The sequence below is a fragment of the Streptomyces sp. cmx-4-9 genome, from assembly GCF_046548835.1.
In the GTDB taxonomy this organism is placed as follows: domain Bacteria; phylum Actinomycetota; class Actinomycetes; order Streptomycetales; family Streptomycetaceae; genus Streptomyces.
In genome coordinates this window covers 51,269-70,800 of record NZ_JAEBEE010000008.1, presented here as the reverse complement: position 1 = coordinate 70,800, position 19,532 = coordinate 51,269, and the positions used below count along the sequence as shown (strand labels likewise).

The following is a 19,532-nucleotide window of genomic DNA, read 5'->3' as shown; positions in this document are numbered from 1 at the left end:
TCGGCTGCCCCTGCCCTGGCGTGCCTGGGGCTGAGCCTAGGCGATGCGCCGCCGATCACGCCGGGCCCCCGTCGACTCACCACAAACGCGCCGCCACGGCGGCGGGCCGGGGGCCGGGGCCGGGCGGGGCGGTGGGGGCTGGGCCGGGCGGCGGGGGCCGGGCCGGGCGGCGGGGGCTGGGCCGGGTCGGGCGGCGGGTCGGGGCGGACGGCCGGGCGGCGGGTTCAGCCTGCGGCCGGGGGCCGGGCCGCGGCGGACGGCCGGGCGCCCGGACGGCGGGATCAGCCACCGGTCGGGCGCCGAGGGCAGCCGGGCGGCGGGGGCGGGGCGGCGGGCCGCGCGCCGGGCTGGGCGGCGGGTTTAGCCGGTGGCCCGGCCGGCCACGGCGCGGTCGCCGTTGCGGGCCGCCTGCTCGCAGACCGTGCCGCCGGCGGCACGGTCCGCACGACGGGGCTCGGCTCCTCCGCCTCCTGGTCGGAGCCGCGGATGCTCTCCGCGGGCGCCCCGGCGGCCCGCCTGGAACCCGGGGGCGCGGCCCCGGCGGGCCCGGGCCCCCGGCGTCACCCGGGGAGGCCGGCCGTCAGCAGGTCCAGGACCTGCTCCGGCGTCCAGAGGCCGGCCGCGCCGGGGCAGGCGGACAGGTAGGCGGCGATGTCCGGCTCGGACCACGGCCCGGACTCCAGGAGTCCGCCGGCCAGGTACCGCAGGTAGGCGGCGGAAGGCGCGAGGAGCTCGACGTCGTGCAGGGACCACGGCGCGGTGAACGTCACCACGGGAATCCCCTCGATCTCCCCGGGGCAGATCAGCGTCTCGTACCGTCCGGGGCCCACGGCGTCCCGGCCGTCACGGAGCACCCCGGTCAGGTCCAGGTCCGCGCCCGGCACTCCGTACATCTCCTGCGCGGCGATGTCGGACAGCTGACCCACGGTCACCAGGTGGGCGCGCCCCCGCATCCGGCCGGGCGCGCCCGGATCGTGGAAGCCGCGGCCGCCCGTCCACACCATGGACTCGGTGGCGAAGTACAGGGCGCCGTCGAGCTCGACGGCGATCGACCGCTCCGGGGCCCGCCGGTCCCGGCAGCCCGGGTACGTCCGCGCCGTCCCGTGCGGGGTGCCGCCGGCGATGTAGGCGGCCAGCCGGTCGAGGTGCATGTTGGACCCGTAGGACGCGTACCAGACCCGCTCGGGCACCTGCCGCACCGGCCCGGACCACACGGCGGTGTGCACACCCATGCCTCGCCCTCCTCACCGGCCCGGCAGAACGCTTCCGGCCGCCACCTGCCGCCCAGCGCACCACCCCGCCAGGCTACCGGGCCCTGCCCGGCACGGCCGGGCCCGGGGACCGTCCCGTTCGGCTGCGCGGCGGCAGGCACCCGTGCTTGTCTGTCCGTCATGGAACCGCACGTCATGGAACTCCAGGAGAAGCACCCCTGGTCGGCCGACCACCACCGGAGCGGCACCCTGTCAGCGCGGGGCGACTGCACCTGGGCGGCCCCCTGCCCCCGCCCCGCGGCATGGAGCGTGCAGGTCTCCTCCGCCGGCGGCGACAGCTGGTGGGCGGCCTGCACGGAACACGCCGCCGCCTCCCCGGTGCTGTCACCCGAAACGGCGCCCTGAACGGCCCCGGGCCCGGTGGGCGGCGCCCACCGGGCCCGGGAGTCCGGACGGCGGCCGGCGTTACAGCACCGGCATCATCTTGCGGAGTTCGAAGGCCGTGACCTCCGAGCGGTACTCCTCCCACTCCTGCTTCTTGTTGCGCAGGAAGAAGTCGAAGACGTGCTCGCCGAGGGTTTCGGCGACCAGTTCGCTGCGCTCCATCAGGGCGATGGCCTCGCCGAGGTTCTGCGGGAGGGGTTCGATGCCCATCGCGCGGCGTTCGGCGTCGGAGAGGGCCCAGACGTCGTCGTCGGCGCCCGCCGGCAGTTCGTAGCCCTCCTCGATGCCCTTGAGGCCCGCCGCGAGGAGGACCGCGTACGTCAGGTAGGGGTTGGCGCCCGAGTCGATCGAGCGGACCTCCACCCGGGAGGAGCCCGTCTTGCCCGGCTTGTACATCGGGACGCGGATCAGGGCCGAGCGGTTGTTGTGGCCCCAGCAGATGTACGAGGGGGCCTCGCCGCCCGCGCCGGCGCTGCGGGAGGAGCCGCCCCAGATGCGCTTGTAGGAGTTGACCCACTGGTTGGTGACCGCCGCGGTCTCCGCGGCGTGCTTGAGCAGGCCTGCGATGAAGGAGCGGCCGACCTTCGAGAGCTGGTATTCGGCGCCCGACTCGTAGAAGGCGTTGCGGTCGCCCTCGAAGAGGGAGAGGTGGGTGTGCATGCCCGAACCCGGGTACTCGGAGAAGGGCTTGGGCATGAAGGTGGCCTGCACGCCCTGTTCCAGGGCGACCTGCTTCATGACCAGGCGGAAGGTCATGATGTTGTCGGCCGTGGACAGCGCGTCCGCGTAGCGCAGGTCGATCTCCTGCTGGCCGGGGGCGCCCTCGTGGTGGCTGAACTCGACCGAGATGCCCATCGATTCGAGCATGGTGATCGCCTGGCGGCGGAAGTCCATGCCGACGTTCTGCGGGGTGTGGTCGAAGTAGCCGGAGTTGTCGGCCGGCACCGGACGGGAGCCGTCCAGCGGCTTGTCCTTCAGCAGGAAGAACTCGATCTCCGGGTGGGTGTAGAAGGTGAAGCCGAGGTCGGAGGTCTTGGCGAGGATGCGCTTGAGGACGTAGCGGGGGTCCGCGAAGGACGGTGAGCCGTCCGGCATCAGGATGTCGCAGAACATCCGGGCGGTCCCGGGGGCCTCCGCGCGCCACGGCAGTATCTGGAACGTGCTCGGGTCCGGCTTGGCGATCATGTCGGACTCGTAGACCCGGGCGAAGCCCTCGATGGCGGAGCCGTCGAAGCCGATGCCCTCGTCGAAGGCCTGCTCCAGCTCCGCGGGGGCGACCGCGACGGACTTCAGGAAGCCCAGTACGTCGGTGAACCACAGGCGCACGAAGCGGATGTCGCGCTCCTCAAGCGTCCGGAGGACGAATTCCTGCTGCTTGTCCATGCCTTCATCCTCGCAGTTCAGACGGCCTGTGCACCATCGCCGCGAGAGCGCGGGCACAGTCGGGTCGGCCCAGTATCGCCAGCGGTGGTTTCCGCCACATTACGCACCTGCCCGAGGTCGCGGCACCCCCGACCTGACCGCAGGCCCGTCATGAGCATTACCATCTGCGCCCATGGGGGGCCGGGAGCACACGCAGGGCGGACGCCGCGGGCGTCCCGCGACGCGCCGTGCCGTCCTGCCGACGGCCTCCGGAGTCCTGGCCGGGGTGCTGGCGGCGGTGCTGGCCGGGGCCTTGGCGGGTGCGCTGTTCCTGTGCGCACGGCCCGGCGCGGCCGGGGTCCAGGCCGCCTCCGGCGACGGGCACGTACGACACGCGAGGCCCGCGGGGCACGCACCGGACGCGGGGCACGTACGGGACACGGGGCCCGCGGGGCACGCATCGGACGCGGGGTACGTACCGGACGCACGGCCCGCGGGGCACGTGCGGCCGGGCGCGCCCGCCGGGTATCCGGCGGGCCCCGTCTGCCTGTCCCCTTCCGGGCCGCCGGGCTGCTCGGGCTCCGCCCACGTCACCCCGGGGGTCCTGCCCGTCCCGCCGCCCGCCGTGGCCGGGGGCCGGACGGGCCCCGTACCCGGCGCCCGCCCGGCCGTGGCGCCGCGTCCCCGGCCCGCCGGGACGCTCGCCCGCGCCCCCGACCTCCACGCCCTCCAAGTGCTGCGGACCTGACGGGTCCGGCGCCGCACGCGCACCACCGGATCCACCCTCCACCCCCCTCAGCAGAAGGACCACGGCACATGGCGAGCAGGACCGGCAACAACGACCGCAACCACCGCGAGGACCAGCAGTCCCGCCAGGCGCGGATAGCCGAGATGCGCCGGGCCGACAAGGCCCGCGACCGGCGCAACAAGGCTGTCGCGATCACCGCTTCGACGCTCGTGGTCGCCGCCCTCGTCGGCTTCGGCGCCTGGGTGATGATCGACCAGCAGGAGAAGCAGGACGCCAAGGAGGCGGCCGCCAAGGCCCCCGTCGCCGGCGAGCAGACCTGGGACGCGAAGAAGCTGGGCCGCAACCACGTCGAGACCCCGGTGAAGTACGAGATGAACCCGCCGGTCGGCGGGGACCACCACCCGCGCTGGATGAACTGCAACGGCGACGTGTACGCGAACCCGCTGCCCGAGGTGAACGCCGTCCACTCGCTGGAGCACGGCGCGGTCTGGGTGACGTACAACGAGAAGGCCGCCAAGGGCGAGGTGGACAAGCTGGCCGAGACGGTCCGCAAGACCCCGTACTCGCTGATGAGCCCGGTCAAGGAGCAGGCCGGCGCGATCATGCTGAGCGCCTGGGGCAAGCAGCTGACCGTGGACACGGCGGACGACCCGCGGGTGGCGCAGTTCTTCACCCGGTACGTCCAGGGCCCGCAGACCCCCGAGCCCGGCGCGGCCTGCACGAACGGCCTGGCCGACAAGTGAGCCGTACGTACTGGGCCGCCGGCGCCGCGGTCCTGCTCGCCCTGCTGTTCGCCGCGGCGGCCACGGTCTCCGCGGCGAGCGGCGGCGGCGCGGACGCGGCTCCCCGTACGCCCGCTCTGCACTCCCCCGACGCGGGCTTCGCCCGGGACATGGCCGTCCACCACCAGCAGGCGGTGGAGATGTCCTTCGTCGTGCGGGACCGTACGCAGGACGAGGCCGTGCGCAGCCTCGCGTACGACATCGCCAACACCCAGGCCAACCAGCGCGGCATGCTGCTGGGCTGGCTGGACCTGTGGGGGCTGCCGAAGACGGTGGCGGGCGAGCCGCCGATGTCCTGGATGGGAACGGGTGACGGGCATGCGGGCCACGGGGCGCACACCGCCGCACCGGGCGCGCTGATGCCGGGCATGGCGACCAAGGAGGAGATCACCCGGCTGGGCACGGTGTCGGGCCGGGAGGCGGAGGTGCTCTACCTCCAGCTGATGACCGACCACCACAAGGGCGGCGTCGCCATGGCCGAGGGTTGTGCGCGGCAGTGCGTGACGCCCGCCGAGCGGGCCCTGGCCCAGGGCATGGCCGAGGCCCAGCAGTCGGAGCTCACCCTGATGGCGGACATGCTCGCCAAGCGCGGGGCCGCGCCCCGCGGTTAGGTCCCCGGACCCGCGGTCAGGGGCTCCGGTTCCGCGGTCAGGGGCCCGGTATCCGTGCTGCCGGGGTCCGGGTGTCCGCGGCCGTGCGGATGGCCCGGGCCACCTGCTCCGGGCGGTCCAGCATGACCAGGTGGCCGGCGGGGGCGGCGACGTCGAAGCGGGCCCCGAGCCGGTCGGCGAGCGCTGCCTGCCGGTCGAGCCAGCGCTGCGTGCCGCGGCCGCCGCCTCCGTCGTGGCCGACGAGGACGGTGGCGGGGGCGGCCAGGGGGTGCGTACGGCGCAGCGCGAGCACCTCGGCGGCCGTGTCCGGGTAGCCGGCGTTCTCCAGCAGGGCCCCGCGCCAGACCCGGCCGGTGCGGTAGCAGCGGCGTACGAGGTCCCGCGGCGCGGGGTCGGCGCCGCCGGTCCGCGAGGCCCGTACGGTGGCGCGCCGGGCCGGCGGGCCCAGCGCGGCCGGTAGCCCGGCGGCGGTCAGCGCCCGGCCGAGCCCGCGGGCGGCGGCGGCGCGCAGGGCGGCGGGCCAGAGGGCGTGCGGGTCCTCCTCCACGCTGGAGTCCACCAGCACCAGGGCGGCGGTGCGCCCCGGGTACAGGCGGGCGAACGCCTCGGCGTGGAACCCGGCGATGGAGTGACCGGCCACGGTGACCGGTCCGGCCAGCCCGAGGACGTCCAGCAGCCCGGCGATCCGACGGGCTTCCCCGGCGGCGCTCGCCGGGGTGCGGGCCGGGCCGCTGAGGCCGTGTCCGGGGCGGTCGAAGCGGACGACGGTGCGGCCGGCGGCGGTGAGCCGCGCGGCGACCGCGTCCCAGTCGAACCAGGCCATGGCGAGCCCGGCGCTCAGCACGCACACCGGCCCGCTGCCCTCGACCAGGACGTGCAGCGGGACCGCGTCGCCGCCCGCGCCGCGGACGATGCGGCCGGGCACGGAGCGGGCGGGCACGGAGCGGCCGGGCGCGCCGTGGGCGGGCCGGCGGGTCACGTGCGGCCCTCCTTGTGGACGGAGTGGGCGAGCAGGCCGAGCCACAGCGCCACGAGCAGCACCTGGAGCCGCTGGCCGGCGCCGAGGGCCCAGGTGCCGCGGCCGGCGGTGAACAGGGCGACGGAGGTCAGCGTCCAGGCGGTCGCGAGCAGTTCGAGGACGACGAGGGCGGGGCCGAAGCGGGCGAGCGGGGCGAGGCGGCCGTGGCGGCGCGCTGCGTGGGTGAGGGCCAGCAGGCCGATGAGGGCGCCGGTCATGGCGAGGCTGCTGCTGACGGCGTGCGCCTGGTGGGTGGCGGGGACCAGCCCGGCGGTCTCCCGGGCGGCGCACTCGGGGTCCGCGGTGGGGGCGCAGCTCAGCGGCAGCCAGGCGTCGGCTGCGGTGGCCGCGCCGAACAGGGTGACGCCGGCCCAGCCGGTGACCGCCCAGAGGCGGCGGGAGTCGGGGTGCCGGACGAGCCTCAGCAGGGCGAGCAGCCCGCCTGCGAAGACCAGCAGGCCGGCGGTGAAGTCGGTGGCCCGGAACAGGCCGCCGAGCGGCTGGTCCTGTGCCGCGAGCTCGCTGACGTACGTCTCCACGGGGTTGAGGCCGGTGGCGAAGACGACCTCCAGCACCCAGGCGGTGTACGCGGCCGCACCGAGGCCGACGAGGGCGGCGACCGGGCGGGCGCCGAACGGCGGGGAGCTCCGTGACGAGCCCGCGGAAGAGCTGTTCTGGGACATGGTGGTTCCGATCCTAGGCACGCCCGGGGGCGGTCGGTCCTGTCGCCGGACACCCGCCCCCGGGGCGGGGTGCACCGGGGGGTGCACCGGGGGGTGCGCCGGGGGGTGCGCCGGTACCGCGCGGGGCCCGACGGGCCGCCGCGGAGGGCGTGCGGGCGGTTCCGCCGGCCGCCGCTGGGCTGTCCGGCTGAGCTGCACGCCCCGGAGGACGCCTGCGCGGCGCATCGCGTTGCCCGGAGGCCTGGTGTCCCGGGCGGGGCGGGCATCCCTGCCCGGGGAGGGCCGGGCCGCTCCGGGTTCTGCCGAAGTCCAACGACTCGGCAACGATGTGGCGCTCGCCGGGCCCGCGGCCCGGGTGGGCCGCCCCGCGGGCGGGGGCATCGGGCACCCTCGGCCACCGCGGCCCGCGAAGCCAACGGGCCTGTTCGCAGGGGGTGTTGGCGCCGACTGCGGTTCCGGTCGGCCGCGGCCGGGGGCGGACCGCCGGCTCCGAGGCGGATCCCGAAAACCCGGAGGGGTGCGCGGGGCGGCGTGGCACGCTGTCCGGTGATCACCCCAGTCGCGACATAAGGATGCGCCCGCCGGTATGAGCACACCGCCGAATCCGCCCAGCAACCCGCCCGGCCCGCCCACCGAGCCGGCCGGCACGCCCCTGTCCGACGCACCCCCGATACCCGCGCCCGCGCGGCCCACCTCCCTGGAGAAGCACCCGGCCCCGGCCGACGCACCCCCGGCCGACGCACCCCCCGCGGCGGCCACTCCCGCCGAGGCTCCGGCCCCCGCGCCCGCGCGGCCCACCTCCCTGGAGAAGCACCCGGCCCCGGCCGACGCACGCCCGGCCGACGCACCCCCCGCGGCAACCACTCCCGCCGAGGCTCCGGCCCCCGCGCCGGCCCCCGCGGCGGCCACTCCCGCCGGGGCTCCGGCCCCCGCGCCGTCGCCCTTCGCCCCGCCGACCCCTCAGGCCCCGCTCACCCCCCAGGCCCCGGCCTCGCAGTTCGCCGCGCCCGGGATGCCCGGCGGCCCCGGCAACCCCTGGGGCGGGCCCGGCTTCACCGGCGTCCCGTACCCCACCTATCCGCAGGCCGCCCCGACCACGAACGGGTTGGCGATCGCCGCCCTGGTCCTCGGCGGCGTCGGCGCCCTCGTCGGGATTGCCCCCTTCCTCTTCTGGGCCGGCGCCATCCTCGGCCTGACCGGGCTGGGCCTGGGCATCGGCGGCCTCGTCAGGGCGAACCGGGGCGCCCCCCGCAAGGCGATGGCCGTGATCGGCATCGTCCTCGGCGTCCTCAGCCTGGGCACGGCCACGGGCGGCTTCCTCCTCACCGCCACCATGGTGGAGAAGCTCGACGAGCAGATCGACCGGGACCTGGCGGAGAGCGACCCGTTCGACGACCCGAGCTACCCGGCCTACCCGTCGAGCCCCGCGCCGAAGTCCTCGCCCTCGCAGATCCCCGGAAAGACCTCCGCGCTGCCCTGGGGCGGCACGTTCACCTATCCGGACGGGGTCGAGGTCACCGTGCAGGAGGCCACCGCGTACACGGTGGGCAAGAACGCCTACCCCCAGGAGCGCACCGGCCGCGGGGTCAAGGTGACCGTGAAGATCACCAACAAGTCGGACGCCCCCATCGACGTGACCACGGCGCTGCCGCACGCCCGCGACGAGAACGGCACCGAGACCGAGATGGTCTTCGACGGTTCGCTGCCGAAGCTGTTCAAGGGCTCGGTCATGCCCGGCGAATCGGCCACCGGAGGTTTCGTCTTCGACGTGGCCAAGGAGTCGAAGACCCTGCACTTCGAGATCTCGCCGGGCCTGCCCAGCGACTACGACGACGCGGTCTGGAGCGGCCCGATCAGCTGACCCGCCGTCCCCGCGGCGGTGCGGGGCGTCCCCGGACGAGGCCGTCCCCAGACGGGGCGTCCCCGGACGGGGGCGCCCCGCACCGTTTGCGGGCCCCTCCGGGACCCCGGCTCCAGGACATCGCGTCAGAAAGACGATTAGACTGGGCCCGTGCCTCACCTTCGTCTCGCTCTGAATCAGATCGACTCGCATGTCGGCAACATCGCCGCCAACGCGGACTCGGTCGTCCACTGGACCCGGCACTCCGCCGAACAGGGGGCCCACCTGGTGGCGTTCCCGGAGATGATGCTGACCGGGTACCCCGTCGAGGACCTCGCCCTGCGCGGTTCCTTCGTCGAGGCCTCCCGCACCGCCCTGCGCGCCCTGGCGGAGCGCCTCGCGGCCGAGGGCCTCGGTGACCTCCCGGTCGTCGTCGGCTACCTCGACCGCACCGAGAAGGCCGTCCCCCGGCTCGGCAGGCCCGCCGGCTCCCCGGAGAACGCGGCCGCCGTGCTGCACCGCGGGCAGGTCGTGCTGCGCTTCGCCAAGCACCACCTCCCCAACTACGGCGTGTTCGACGAGTTCCGCTACTTCGTGCCGGGCACCACCCAGCCGGTGGTCCGGGTGCGCGGCGTCGACGTGGCCCTCGCGATCTGCGAGGACCTCTGGCAGGAGGGCGGCCGCGTCCCGGCCACCCGCTCCGCCGGGGCCGGGCTGCTGATCTCCGTCAACGCCTCCCCGTACGAGCGCAACAAGGACGACCAGCGTCTCGAACTGGTCCGCCGGCGGGCCCGGGAGGCCGGCTGCACCCTCGCCTACCTGGCGATGATCGGCGGCCAGGACGACCTGGTCTTCGACGGGGACTCGATCGTCGTCGACCGGGACGGCGAAGTCATCGCGCGCGCCCCGCAGTTCTCCGAGGGCTGCGTGCTCGTCGACCTCGACCTGCCCGCCGACCGGGCCGACGCCCCCGAGGGCGTGGTGGACGACGGGCTGCGCATCGACCGCGTCATCCTCTCCGAGGAGCCCGTGGCCCCGTACGAGCCGGTCGTCACCGGCGGGTACGCGGACCGCCTCGACGACGAGGAGGAGGTCTACGACGCGCTGGTCGTGGGCCTGCGGGCGTACGTGCTCAAGAACGGCTTCCGCTCCGTCCTCATCGGGCTGTCCGGCGGGATCGACTCGGCGCTGGTCGCGGCGATCGCCTGCGACGCGGTCGGCGCGCAGAACGTCCACGGGGTGTCCATGCCCTCGAAGTTCTCCTCGGAGCACTCCCGGGGGGACGCGGCCGACCTGGCCCGGCGGACCGGCCTGAACTTCCGGACCGTGTCCATCGAGCCGATGTTCGACGCGTACACGGCCTCGCTGGCGCTCACCGGCCTCGCCGAGGAGAACCTCCAGTCGCGGCTGCGCGGCACCCTGCTGATGGCGCTGTCCAACCAGGAGGGCCACCTGGTCCTCGCGCCGGGCAACAAGTCGGAGCTGGCCGTCGGCTACTCCACCCTGTACGGGGACTCGGTGGGCGGGTACGGCCCGATCAAGGACGTCTACAAGACGGACGTCTTCCGGCTCGCCCGTTACCGCAACCGGGCGGCGGCCGAGCGCGGCGAGACCCCGCCGATCCCGGAGAACTCGATCGTGAAGCCGCCGAGCGCGGAGCTGCGCCCGGGCCAGGTCGACACGGACTCGCTGCCCGACTACCCGGTGCTCGACGCGGTCCTCGCCCTGTACGTGGACCGCGACCAGGGCATGGAGTCGATCGTCGCGGCCGGTTTCGAGCCGGAGCTGGTCGCGCGGACCCTGCGGATGGTGGACACGGCGGAGTACAAGCGCCGCCAGTACCCGCCGGGCACGAAGATCTCCGCGAAGGGCTTCGGCAAGGACCGCCGGCTGCCCCTCACCAACGGCTGGCGCGAGCAGGCCTGACCTGCGCTGCGGGGCGGGGCCCGGCCGGCGGGGAGCCGTACGGCCGGGCCGTGCGCCGGGCGGGCTACAGCCGGGCGGTCACCCGGGCCGCCACCGGGAGGTGGTCGCTGCCCGTGCGCGGCAGGGTCCAGGAGGCCTCCGGGGTGATCCCGCGGACCATGATCTGGTCGATCCGGGCCATCGGGAACGGGGCGGGCCAGCTGAAGCCGAAGCCGTCGCCGACCGCGCCCTGGGTGGAGCGCATCTGCGAGGTGACCTCGGACAGGGCGCGGTCGTTCATCGTGCCGTTGAGGTCACCGAGCAGGATGACCTTCTTGAGCGGTTCGGAGGCCAGCGCGGAGCCCAGCGCGTCGGCGCTGTCGTCGCGCTGGTTGGCGGTGAAGCCCGCGTTGAGCTTGACGCGCACCGAGGGCAGGTGGGCGACGTAGACGCCGATGTCCCCGTAGGGCGTGGCGACCGTGGTGCGCATGGCGCGGGTCCAGCCCAGCCGGATGTCCACGGGCTTGCTGGAGGTCAGCGGGAACTTGCTCCACACCCCGACGGTGCCTTCGACCGCGTGGAACTTGTACGTGGCGGCGAGCGCCTTCTCGTACGCGGGGACGGCGCCCGCCTTGAGCTCCGTCAGGGCCAGCACGTCGGCGCCGGACTTCGCGACGGATGCGGCGGTGCCCTGCGGGTCGGGGTTGTCGGCGTCGACGTTGTGGGTGGCGACCACGAGGTTGCCGCCCGGCCCGGACTTCCCGGTGACCAGTCCGCCGAACAGGTTCGCCCAGACCACGGCCGGCAGGACGACCGCGATCAGCGCGGTCGCGGACCGGCGGAAGACCGCGGCGGCCAGCAGCAGCGGGATCGCCGCGCCCAGCCAGGGCAGGAAGGTCTCGGTGAGGCTGCCGAGGTTGCCCACGTCGTTGGGCAGCTCGGCGTGGAAGATCATGATCAGGGAGATCAGGAGGGAGAGGGCGGCCAGCACCAGCCCGCGCCGCCAGATCCCCCGGTCACCCCGCAAGGCGGCCAGTCGGCGCCGGAAGCGGGTTCCGGAGGGCTCGGGCTCCGAGCCGCCGTTTCCCGTCTCCGTCATGTACGCCTGTGCCATGCCACTGCCCTCGCTGCCGTGCTCGCGCCCAGTCCCCGCCCCTTGACCCTAGGCGATGGACGGGGCCTTCCGTGCCCTACATCACGACCGTCTGTCGCGGTCGTACGTCCGGGAGGACGAACGGCCTCGACCCGGGGGTTCCGCTTGTCACGAAACGCGCACATTGGCGGACGTGGCACGTCCCACTTCCGCCTCGGGCCGGGCAGGTGCCACCATGGAGGGGAGTCCGGGGACGCCGTGAGGGTGCCTCGAGATGACACAAGGAGCCGTTGCAATGACGCATGCCGTTTCGCCTGCCCGCGCATCCGCCCCGTCGGCCTCCCCCACCCTGTACGGAGGCACGGGCACCCGGCGCATCACCGTCCGCGACCTCACCCTCGCCAAGGAGCGGGGCGAGAAGTGGCCCATGCTCACCGCCTACGACGCGATGACCGCGTCCGTCTTCGACGAGTCCGGCATCCCGGTGATCCTGGTCGGCGACTCGATGGGCAACTGCCACCTCGGGTACGAGACCACCGTCCCCGTGACGATGGACGAGATGACCCTGCTGTCGGCGGCCGTCGTCCGGGGCACCAGCCGGGCCCTGGTCGTCGGAGACCTGCCGTTCGGCTCGTACCAGGAAGGCGCCGTGCAGGCGCTGCGCAGTGCGACCCGCCTCGTCAAGGAGGCCGGTGTGGGAGCGGTGAAGCTGGAAGGCGGCGAGCGTTCGCTGCCCCAGACCGAGCTGATCGTGCAGTCCGGCATCCCCGTCATGTCCCACCTGGGCCTGACCCCGCAGTCCGTCAACGCCATGGGCTACCGGGTGCAGGGCCGCGGCGACGAGGCCGCCCACCGGCTGCTGCGCGACGCGAAGGCGGCGCAGGACGCGGGCGCCTTCGCGGTGGTGCTGGAGCTGGTCCCGGCCGAGCTGGCCGCCGAGGTCACCCGGTCCCTGAACATTCCGACCGTCGGCATCGGCGCGGGCTCGGAGTGCGACGCGCAGGTACTGGTGTGGACGGACATGATGGGCCTCACGAGCGGGAAGCTGCCGCGGTTCGTGAAGCAGTACGCGAACCTCCGCCAGACCATGGGGGACGCGGCGAAGGCCTTCGCCGAGGACGTGGTCGGCGGAGGGTTCCCGCAGGCGGAGCACGCCTTCCACTGATCCCCGGGGGGATGCCCCCGCTGCATCCGGCGGCCCGTCGACCCGCGGGTCGGCGGGCCGCCGTGCGTCCGGGCGCCGGGCCGTCGGACCGGTGCCGGCCGCCGGAGGGCGGGGACCGCTCGCGGCCGGCTGCCTGTCGGCCGGCTGTCGGTCACTTGTCGGTGCTTTGTCAGTGGCGGGTGGTCCCATGAGGGACATGACGCGAAACGACAAGAACCCCCATGCCGTAGAGGTGCGGGGGCTGGTCAAGCACTACGGCGAGACCAAGGCCCTCGACGGTGTCGACCTGGACGTCCGTGAGGGCACGGTCCTCGGGGTCCTCGGGCCCAACGGCGCCGGCAAGACCACCCTGGTGCGCTGCCTGTCCACCCTGATCGTCCCGGACGCGGGCACCGCCCGGGTCGCGGGCTACGACGTGGTGCGCCAGCCCCGGCAGCTGCGCCGCACCATCGGCCTCACCGGCCAGTACGCCTCGGTCGACGAGAAGCTCTCCGGCTGGGAGAACCTCTACATGATCGGGCGGCTGCTCGACCTCTCCCGCAAGGACGCCCGGCGCCGCTCGGACGAGATGCTGGAACGGTTCTCCCTGACGGAGGCGGCCAAGAAGGCCGTCATGAACTACTCCGGCGGCATGCGCCGCAGGCTCGACCTGGCCGCCTCGCTGATCGGCAACCCGGCCGTCCTCTACCTGGACGAGCCGACCACCGGTCTGGACCCCCGCACCCGCAACGAGGTGTGGGACGAGGTGCAGCGGCTGGTCGCCGAGGGCGCCACCGTGCTGCTCACCACCCAGTACATGGAGGAGGCCGAGCAGCTCGCCAGCGAGCTGACGGTCATCGACCGCGGCAAGGTCATCGCCAACGGCAAGGTCGACGAGCTGAAGGCCCGGGTCGGCGGGCGCACCCTGAAGATCCGCCCGGTGGACCCGGCGGACCTGCCCGGCATGGCCCGTGCGCTGGCCGAGGCCGGCCTGGACGGCGTCGCCGGCTCCCAGGCCGTACCGGACGAGGGCGTCCTGCTCGTCCCGATCCTCAGCGACGAGCAGCTGACCGCCGTGGTCGGCCTGCTGGCGGCCCGCGGGCACGCGATCGCCGACCTCGGCACCTACCTGCCCAGCCTCGACGAGGTGTTCCTGGCCATCACCGGCCAGAAGCCCCTCTCCGCCGAGGACTGCGTCCCCACCGAGAAGACCGAGGAGGTCGCGGCATGAGCACCGTAACCACGACGAAGCCCACCACCGCCGCGGCCCCTGCGCCCGCCGGTCCGCGGGCCGAGGCCGACGGCCGGATCGGCCTGCGGGGCAACCTGCGCCACATCGGCGCCCTGGTCCGGCGCAACGCCCTGCAGATCAAGCAGGATCCGGAGTCGATGTTCGACGTCCTGTTCATGCCGGTCATCTTCACGCTCCTGTTCGTGTTCGTCTTCGGCGGTGCGATCTCCGGCAAGGGCAACCAGGGCGAGTACGTCAACTACGTGGTGCCCGGCCTGATGGCGATGATGGGCATGAACATCGCGATGGGGGTCGGCACCGGCGTCAACGACGACTTCAAGAAGGGCGTGATGGACCGCTTCCGGTCCATGCCGATCGCCCGCTCCTCGGTGCTCATCGCCAAGATCGTGGTCGAGCTCGGCCGGATGATGGTCGCCATCGCGATCCTGCTCGGCATGGGCTTCCTGCTCGGCCTGTCGATCAAGTCCTCGGTGCTGGACCTCTTCCTCGCCATCGGGCTGTCGGCGGTCTTCGGCGCCTCGCTGATGTGGATCTTCATCCTGCTGGGTCTCACCCTGAAGACCGCGCAGGCGGTCCAGGGCATGGCGATGCTGGTCCTGATGCCGCTGCAGTTCGGCAGCTCGATCTTCGCGCCGCCGACGACGATGCCGGGCTGGCTGCAGAGCTTCACCGACGTCAATCCGCTGTCGAACCTGGCCGATGCGGCCCGCGGCCTGATCAACGGGACCGCCCTGGGCAACTCCGTGTGGATCACGCTGGCCTGGTCGGTGGGCCTCACCGCCGTCACCATGCCGCTCGCGGTCCGCAAGTTCCGCCAGAAGACCTGATCCGGCCGGGGTCGGATCGGTCCGTTCGGATCGCGTCCCGGACGGGCCCCGACGGGCCCGGGTCAGATCAGGGCGGTGGCCTCCTCCAGGGTGAGGCCGCCGCCTTCGGCGCAGGCCGCCTCGAAGGCGGCGTCGCCCAGCGCCGCCCGCGCCAGTTCCTCGGTACGGGCGGCGTCCTCGCGTTCCGTCGTCACCGGGAAGTGCCCCGGCGGCAGATGGGCCCGGTAGGCGCCGAGCAGCCGCGCGGCGTCGTACTCCCGCCGGGGGCCGCCCGGCGAGGCCAGCGCGAGGGCGGCGCCCATCAGGTAGACGGCCGGCATCTGGGGCGCCACCAGCCGCGCCATCGGATCCCAGGCGGTGGCCATGGCCTGGCGCAGCCGCTTCAGGGCGTCCTCGTGCGCGCCCTCCCGGTTGTCCAGCCAGGCCAGCGTGCCGAGCAGGAAGTTGTCGAAGACGGCGAAGGCACCGAAGGCGAACTCCTCGCGGAGCAGCTGGAGCTGGGCACGGGCCTCGGCGAAGCGGCCGGTGCGTCCCAGGATGCTGCCGAGGAACATCCGTGCGGCGGGCAGGGCCTCGTTGCTGTAGCGCTGCACCGTGTCGGCGGCCTCGGTGAGGATCTGCTCGGCCTCCTCGAAGCTGCCGTCCTCGGCGAGGGTGCCCGCCATCCGTACCCGCAGGACCGCCACCTGGGCCTTGGCCCCGAGGCGTTCGGCGTAGGCGATGGCCTCGCGGTAGTCCCGGGTGGCCGGGCCGTACTCGCCGCGCTTCTCCCGGGACTCGGCGCGCGCGGAGAGCGCCTCGGCGCAGCCCCAGGCGTCGCCGAGCTCGCGGAAGAGGGCGAGGCTCTCGTCGGCGTCACGGGCGGCGTCGCCCGCCCAGTCGGCGCGGTTGGCGAGGATGTTGGCGCGCAGCTGGAGGGCGGAGGCCAGTTCCCAGCGGTAGCCGAGTGCGCGGGCCGTGCCGACGCTCTCGTCGACGACCCGTCTGAGCAGTCCGGGGTCCCCCGCGATCATGACGGCGTAGATCCACAGGGAGCCGGGGGTCCGGCAGGTCTGCGGGAGCCCGGGCCGGTAGGCGGCGAGGACGCCCGCGACCTGCGCCTTGGCCTCCGGGGTGTCCCAGGTCTCGTTGGTCTGGTCCCGTGAGGCCAGCAGGACCAGGTGGACGGCGCGCCAGGCCTCGGTGAGCTGCTCGCCGGAGTAGGGCGGCGGCGAGTCGACGAGCAGCTCGTGGACCGGTTCGGCGGGGACCACGGGCGCCTGGAAGGGGTTGGGGCCCAGTGCCGCGGCCGCCTCGGTCCAGTGCCGGGACTCGGCGCGCAGGTCGTGCATGTGCCAGTACCAGCCCAGGGCGTGGACCAGGCACAGCACCTCGCCGACGTCGCGGGCGGCGACGGCCCGGCGCAGGGCGGTACGGAGGTTCTCGTACTCGGTGGCGATCCGGTCGGCGGCGGCGCGCTGGCCGTGGCCGCGCAGCAGGGGCTCGCCGGTACGGGCCAGTTCGCGGTAGTGGACGAGGTGGCGGCGTTCGGTGGCGGCGCGGTCCCCGTCGGTTTCGGCGAGGCGCTCGGCGGCGTACTCGCCGACGGTCTCCAGCAGGCGGTAGCGCATGGCGGAGCCGTCGGGCCCGGGGGCGGCCACCACGAGGGACTTGTCGACGAGGGAGCCGAGCAGGCCGACGACGTCGGCGGCGGTGTCCGGGGAGTCGGCGCAGACGGCTTCGGCTGCGGCGAGCTCGCAGCCGCCGGCGAAGACGGACAGGCGGCGCAGCACGGTGCGTTCGGCTTCGTCGAGGAGGTCCCAGGACCAGTCGACGACGGCCCGCAGGGTCTGCTGGCGGGGCAGGACCGTCCGGGCGCCGCCGGTCAGCAGCTTGAAGCGGTCGTCGAGCCGGTCGGCGATCTGCCGCGGGGTGAGCAGCCGCAGCCGGGCGGCGGCCAGTTCGATGGCCAGCGGCAGGCCGTCGAGGCGGCGGCAGATCTCGGCGGCGGCGGCCGGGTCCTCGGCCGTGCTGAACCCGGCCCGGGCGGCGGCCCCGCGGTCGCCGAGCAGGCGCAGCGCGACCGGGTCGGGCAGCGGTTCCACCGGGCGCAGGGCCTCTCCCGGCACGCCGAGGGGTTCGCGGCTGGTGGCGAGGACCTGCACGCCGGGGCAGTGCGTGAGGAGCCGTTCGGCGAGTGCGGCGGCGGCGCCGATGACGTGCTCGCAGTTGTCCAGGAGCAGCAGGATCCGCAGCCGGGCGCAGTGTTCGACGAGCCGGTCCAGGGGGTCGGACCCGCCGCGGTCGGTCAGGGCCCGCAGTTCCTCGGCGGCGGCGCCGCGCAGCTTGGTCTCGCGGGCGCCGAGCGCGGCGAGCGCGGCTTCGGCGACGTCCTCGGGGTCGTCGACGGGGGCGAGTTCGACCAGCCACACCCCGTCCGGCCAGCCCCCGCGGCCCGGGCCGCCCGCGCCGCCCGGCCCGGCGGCGCCGGCGGCGTGCACCTCGGCGGCCTCCTGGGACAGCCGGGTCTTGCCCGCCCCGCCGGGCCCGAGCAGGGTGACGAGGCGGGCCCGCGCCAGATCGTCCCCGATGACCCGGATGTCGTCCTCCCGGCCGACGAAGGTGGTCAGCCGGGCCCGCAGATTGCCCTGCTCGGCGACGGCCGCGGAGACGGCGGCGGCCCGGGCGGCGGGCGCGGCGGACACCACGGGGGCGGAGGCCGGCGCCGCGGAGGCGGCGGGGTCGGCCGGGGCGGGGGCGGCCGGCGCGGGGTCCAGGAGTTCGGCGTGCAGGGCGCGCAGCGCCGGGCCCGGGTCGGTGCCCAGGCGGTCGGCCAGGTCCCGGCGGACGGCCTCGTACGCGGCCAGCGCCTCCGCGGGGCGGCCCGCGTCCCGCAGCGCCCTGATGCGCAGCGCCTGGAGGGTCTCGTCCAGCGGCTGCCGTGCGCACAGCGCGGTCAGCTCCGGCAGCACCCGCTCGGCCCGGCCCAGCGCCAGGGCCGCGGCGAGCACACCCCGGCGGGCGTCCTCCCGTACGGCCTCCCAGCGTGCGGCCTCGGCGGCCGGGTCCGGCAGGTCGGCCAGGGCGGGGCCGCGCCACAGGGCCAGCCCCTCCTCGTAGAGGGCGCTCGCCCGGGCGGGGTCGCCCCCGGCGAGGGCCGCGTCGCCGGCCAGGGCGAGCCGCTCGAAGCGGTACAGGTCGACGTCCTCCCGCTCGGCGGCCAGTCGGTAGCCGCCCTCCGCGGAGTGCACGGCCGCGTGTCCCAGGGCCCGCCGCAGCCGGGCCACCAGTGCCTGCAGGGCGGCGACGGCATCGGCCGGCGGGTCGCCGTCCCACACCTCGGCGACGAGCAGCCGTGCGGGGACCGCCCGCCCCGGCCGCAGGGCGAGCGCCGTCAGGAGGGCGCGCAGCCGCGGTCCGCCGACGGGGAGGGGGCTCCCGTCGTCGCGGAGGGCCTGGGTGGTACCGAGGATCATGTAGCGCACCGGCCCATTGTCCCCGCACCCGTCCCCGGACCCGACCCGTTTTCCGCCGGGCTCCCGGGATAGGTTTCGCCGCATGGGTCAGCGTGTGGAGCGTCAGGGCAGCCGCGGTGAGCGCCGCATCAGTTCGGTGTTCCTCGGGATCGCCGCCGTCATGGCGGTCACCGGATGGGCCGTGTGGACGGGGTACTCGACGAGCACGGGCCTCGCGGTGTTCCTCTTCGTCACCTCGGCCTGGATCGTCTCCCTGTGCCTGCACGAGTACGCGCACGCCCGGACCGCCCTGCACGGCGGCGACCTGACGGTGGGGGCCAAGGGCTACCTGACGCTGAACCCGCTGAAGTACACGCACGCCCTGCTCAGCATCGTCCTGCCGGTGGTCTTCGTGATCCTGGGCGGGCTGGGCCTGCCCGGCGGCGCCGTGTACATCGAGCGGGACCGGATCCGGGGCCGCTGGAAGCACAGCCTGGTCTCGGCGGCGGGTCCGCTGACCAACGTGGCCTTCGCCGTGGTCTGCACGGCCCCGTTCTGGCTGGACGCCCTCGACGGGGTCCCCACGCCCTTCCGCTACGCCCTGGCGTTCCTGGCGCTGCTCCAGGTCTCGGCGGCGATCTTGAACTTCCTGCCGGTGCCGGGCCTGGACGGCTACGGGGTCATCGAGCCCTGGCTGTCCCACGGGATCCGCCGGCAGGTGGCGCCGCTGGCGCCGTTCGGCCTGGTCGCGGTCTTCGCACTGCTGTGGATCCCGGAGGTCAACGCCTTCTTCTTCGGCGTGGTCAACGGGGTGCTGGAGGGGCTGGGAGTGGCCGGGACGGACGCGTACTGCGGCCGCGAGCTGTACAGCTTCTGGCGCGGCGACGGGTTCTTCTTCTGCGCGTCCCCCCAGCGCTGACCGGGCGGCGAGGCCGGGGCTCCCACTGCCGCCTAGCCGGCGGCAGCGGCCTTGTCGGCCTTGTCGGCCTTCGCCTTGCGGACGTAGTACCAGGCCATGTTGGACGTGACGCCGGCCAGCAGCACCCAGACGATCCCCAGGAAGCTGCCCTCCACGAAGGCGACCACGGCGGCGGCCAGGGCGAGGACGCAGCAGACGACGGCGAAGACGGCAAGGCGGGGCATGGACGGGGCTCCTCGGGGACACTGAAGGGGGTCGA

At 74.6% G+C, this 19,532-nt stretch carries 17 protein-coding genes; 10 read left to right on the top strand and 7 right to left on the bottom strand.

Going from position 1 to position 19,532, the window contains the following annotated elements:
* Positions 1 to 560: 560 nt before the first annotated feature.
* Positions 561 to 1,232 (bottom strand): histone deacetylase, encoded by a 672-nt coding sequence (locus ACLJTM_RS24525; RefSeq protein WP_411105868.1) that lies wholly within the window; start codon positions 1,230 to 1,232, stop codon positions 561 to 563.
* Between the two features lie 159 nt (positions 1,233 to 1,391).
* Between ACLJTM_RS24525 and ACLJTM_RS24520 the strand changes: the two genes are divergently transcribed.
* Positions 1,392 to 1,616, top strand: coding sequence for a hypothetical protein (locus tag ACLJTM_RS24520; RefSeq protein ID WP_411105867.1), 225 nt, complete (start codon positions 1,392 to 1,394; stop codon positions 1,614 to 1,616).
* A 60-nt stretch (positions 1,617 to 1,676) separates the two neighbouring features.
* Here ACLJTM_RS24520 and glnA read toward each other — a convergent pair whose 3' ends face one another.
* Complete coding sequence (gene glnA / locus ACLJTM_RS24515) at positions 1,677 to 3,038, bottom strand: type I glutamate--ammonia ligase (protein WP_411105866.1); 1,362 nt, start codon at positions 3,036 to 3,038, stop codon at positions 1,677 to 1,679.
* A 172-nt stretch (positions 3,039 to 3,210) separates the two neighbouring features.
* Between glnA and ACLJTM_RS24510 the strand changes: the two genes are divergently transcribed.
* The 3 genes from ACLJTM_RS24510 to ACLJTM_RS24500 all read left to right on the top strand — a co-directional run bounded on the left by ACLJTM_RS24510 (position 3,211) and on the right by ACLJTM_RS24500 (position 5,158).
* Positions 3,211 to 3,765: a hypothetical protein gene (locus ACLJTM_RS24510; RefSeq protein WP_411105865.1), complete on the top strand. Its 555-nt coding sequence runs from the start codon at positions 3,211 to 3,213 to the stop codon at positions 3,763 to 3,765.
* A 68-nt stretch (positions 3,766 to 3,833) separates the two neighbouring features.
* Positions 3,834 to 4,508, top strand: coding sequence for a DUF3105 domain-containing protein (locus ACLJTM_RS24505; protein WP_411105864.1), 675 nt, complete (start codon positions 3,834 to 3,836; stop codon positions 4,506 to 4,508).
* Positions 4,505 to 5,158 carry a DUF305 domain-containing protein gene (locus ACLJTM_RS24500; RefSeq protein WP_411105863.1) on the top strand — a complete coding sequence of 218 codons (654 nt, stop codon included), beginning with the start codon at positions 4,505 to 4,507 and terminating at the stop codon, positions 5,156 to 5,158. The genes ACLJTM_RS24505 and ACLJTM_RS24500 overlap by 4 nt, the downstream gene beginning before the upstream one ends.
* Before the next feature lie 37 nt (positions 5,159 to 5,195).
* Here the strand turns inward: ACLJTM_RS24500 and ACLJTM_RS24495 are convergent, their stop codons facing one another.
* Both ACLJTM_RS24495 and ACLJTM_RS24490 read right to left on the bottom strand, forming a co-directional pair.
* Positions 5,196 to 6,083 carry an alpha/beta fold hydrolase gene (locus tag ACLJTM_RS24495; RefSeq protein ID WP_411106243.1) on the bottom strand — a complete coding sequence of 296 codons (888 nt, stop codon included), beginning with the start codon at positions 6,081 to 6,083 and terminating at the stop codon, positions 5,196 to 5,198.
* Between the two features lie 50 nt (positions 6,084 to 6,133).
* Positions 6,134 to 6,859, bottom strand: coding sequence for a DUF998 domain-containing protein (locus ACLJTM_RS24490; RefSeq protein WP_411105862.1), 726 nt, complete (start codon positions 6,857 to 6,859; stop codon positions 6,134 to 6,136).
* Positions 6,860 to 7,445: 586 nt separating this feature from the next.
* On the opposite strand from ACLJTM_RS24490, the gene ACLJTM_RS24485 reads away from it, so the two are divergent.
* Positions 7,446 to 8,720 carry a DUF4352 domain-containing protein gene (locus ACLJTM_RS24485; protein WP_411105861.1) on the top strand — a complete coding sequence of 425 codons (1,275 nt, stop codon included), beginning with the start codon at positions 7,446 to 7,448 and terminating at the stop codon, positions 8,718 to 8,720.
* Between the two features lie 150 nt (positions 8,721 to 8,870).
* Positions 8,871 to 10,625: an NAD+ synthase gene (locus tag ACLJTM_RS24480; protein ID WP_411105860.1), complete on the top strand. Its 1,755-nt coding sequence runs from the start codon at positions 8,871 to 8,873 to the stop codon at positions 10,623 to 10,625.
* Positions 10,626 to 10,689: 64 nt separating this feature from the next.
* Here ACLJTM_RS24480 and ACLJTM_RS24475 read toward each other — a convergent pair whose 3' ends face one another.
* Complete coding sequence (locus ACLJTM_RS24475; RefSeq protein WP_411105859.1) at positions 10,690 to 11,718, bottom strand: endonuclease/exonuclease/phosphatase family protein; 1,029 nt, start codon at positions 11,716 to 11,718, stop codon at positions 10,690 to 10,692.
* Between the two features lie 274 nt (positions 11,719 to 11,992).
* Here ACLJTM_RS24475 and panB point away from each other — a divergent pair, with 274 nt between their 5' ends.
* The 3 genes from panB (at position 11,993) to ACLJTM_RS24460 (ending at position 14,920) form a co-directional block, all read left to right on the top strand.
* Entirely contained in the window at positions 11,993 to 12,862 is an 870-nt protein-coding gene (gene panB / locus ACLJTM_RS24470; RefSeq protein WP_411105858.1) for a 3-methyl-2-oxobutanoate hydroxymethyltransferase, read from the top strand.
* A 187-nt stretch (positions 12,863 to 13,049) separates the two neighbouring features.
* Positions 13,050 to 14,072 (top strand): ATP-binding cassette domain-containing protein, encoded by a 1,023-nt coding sequence (locus ACLJTM_RS24465; protein ID WP_411105857.1) that lies wholly within the window; start codon positions 13,050 to 13,052, stop codon positions 14,070 to 14,072.
* Positions 14,069 to 14,920 carry an ABC transporter permease gene (locus ACLJTM_RS24460; RefSeq protein WP_411105856.1) on the top strand — a complete coding sequence of 284 codons (852 nt, stop codon included), beginning with the start codon at positions 14,069 to 14,071 and terminating at the stop codon, positions 14,918 to 14,920. Before ACLJTM_RS24465 ends, ACLJTM_RS24460 begins: the two co-directional genes overlap by 4 nt.
* Before the next feature lie 62 nt (positions 14,921 to 14,982).
* On the opposite strand, the gene ACLJTM_RS24455 is transcribed toward ACLJTM_RS24460, so the two are convergent.
* Positions 14,983 to 18,375, bottom strand: coding sequence for an AfsR/SARP family transcriptional regulator (locus ACLJTM_RS24455; protein ID WP_411106242.1), 3,393 nt, complete (start codon positions 18,373 to 18,375; stop codon positions 14,983 to 14,985).
* A gap of 82 nt (positions 18,376 to 18,457) precedes the next feature.
* On the opposite strand from ACLJTM_RS24455, the gene ACLJTM_RS24450 reads away from it, so the two are divergent.
* Positions 18,458 to 19,273, top strand: coding sequence for a site-2 protease family protein (locus ACLJTM_RS24450; RefSeq protein WP_411105855.1), 816 nt, complete (start codon positions 18,458 to 18,460; stop codon positions 19,271 to 19,273).
* 32 nt (positions 19,274 to 19,305) lie between these two features.
* Here ACLJTM_RS24450 and ACLJTM_RS24445 read toward each other — a convergent pair whose 3' ends face one another.
* A complete protein-coding gene (locus ACLJTM_RS24445) occupies positions 19,306 to 19,497 on the bottom strand; it encodes a hypothetical protein (protein WP_411105854.1) in 192 nt (63 codons plus the stop codon).
* Between the last annotated feature and the right edge of the window lie 35 nt (positions 19,498 to 19,532).

What these genes read in the sequence shown, in the direction of transcription:
- ACLJTM_RS24510 (WP_411105865.1), top strand. Translation starts at nt 3,211, where the DNA reads ATGGGGGGCCGGGAGCACACGCAGGGCGGACGCCGCGGGCGTCCCGCG.
- ACLJTM_RS24490 (WP_411105862.1), bottom strand. Translation starts at nt 6,859, where the DNA reads ATGTCCCAGAACAGCTCTTCCGCGGGCTCGTCACGGAGCTCCCCGCCG.
- ACLJTM_RS24450 (WP_411105855.1), top strand. Translation starts at nt 18,458, where the DNA reads ATGGGTCAGCGTGTGGAGCGTCAGGGCAGCCGCGGTGAGCGCCGCATC.
- ACLJTM_RS24485 (WP_411105861.1), top strand. Translation starts at nt 7,446, where the DNA reads ATGAGCACACCGCCGAATCCGCCCAGCAACCCGCCCGGCCCGCCCACC.
- ACLJTM_RS24475 (WP_411105859.1), bottom strand. Translation starts at nt 11,718, where the DNA reads ATGGCACAGGCGTACATGACGGAGACGGGAAACGGCGGCTCGGAGCCC.
- ACLJTM_RS24455 (WP_411106242.1), bottom strand. Translation starts at nt 18,375, where the DNA reads ATGATCCTCGGTACCACCCAGGCCCTCCGCGACGACGGGAGCCCCCTC.
- glnA (WP_411105866.1), bottom strand. Translation starts at nt 3,038, where the DNA reads ATGGACAAGCAGCAGGAATTCGTCCTCCGGACGCTTGAGGAGCGCGAC.
- ACLJTM_RS24445 (WP_411105854.1), bottom strand. Translation starts at nt 19,497, where the DNA reads ATGCCCCGCCTTGCCGTCTTCGCCGTCGTCTGCTGCGTCCTCGCCCTG.
- ACLJTM_RS24525 (WP_411105868.1), bottom strand. Translation starts at nt 1,232, where the DNA reads ATGGGTGTGCACACCGCCGTGTGGTCCGGGCCGGTGCGGCAGGTGCCC.
- panB (WP_411105858.1), top strand. Translation starts at nt 11,993, where the DNA reads ATGACGCATGCCGTTTCGCCTGCCCGCGCATCCGCCCCGTCGGCCTCC.
- ACLJTM_RS24460 (WP_411105856.1), top strand. Translation starts at nt 14,069, where the DNA reads ATGAGCACCGTAACCACGACGAAGCCCACCACCGCCGCGGCCCCTGCG.
- ACLJTM_RS24465 (WP_411105857.1), top strand. Translation starts at nt 13,050, where the DNA reads ATGAGGGACATGACGCGAAACGACAAGAACCCCCATGCCGTAGAGGTG.
- ACLJTM_RS24520 (WP_411105867.1), top strand. Translation starts at nt 1,392, where the DNA reads ATGGAACCGCACGTCATGGAACTCCAGGAGAAGCACCCCTGGTCGGCC.
- ACLJTM_RS24505 (WP_411105864.1), top strand. Translation starts at nt 3,834, where the DNA reads ATGGCGAGCAGGACCGGCAACAACGACCGCAACCACCGCGAGGACCAG.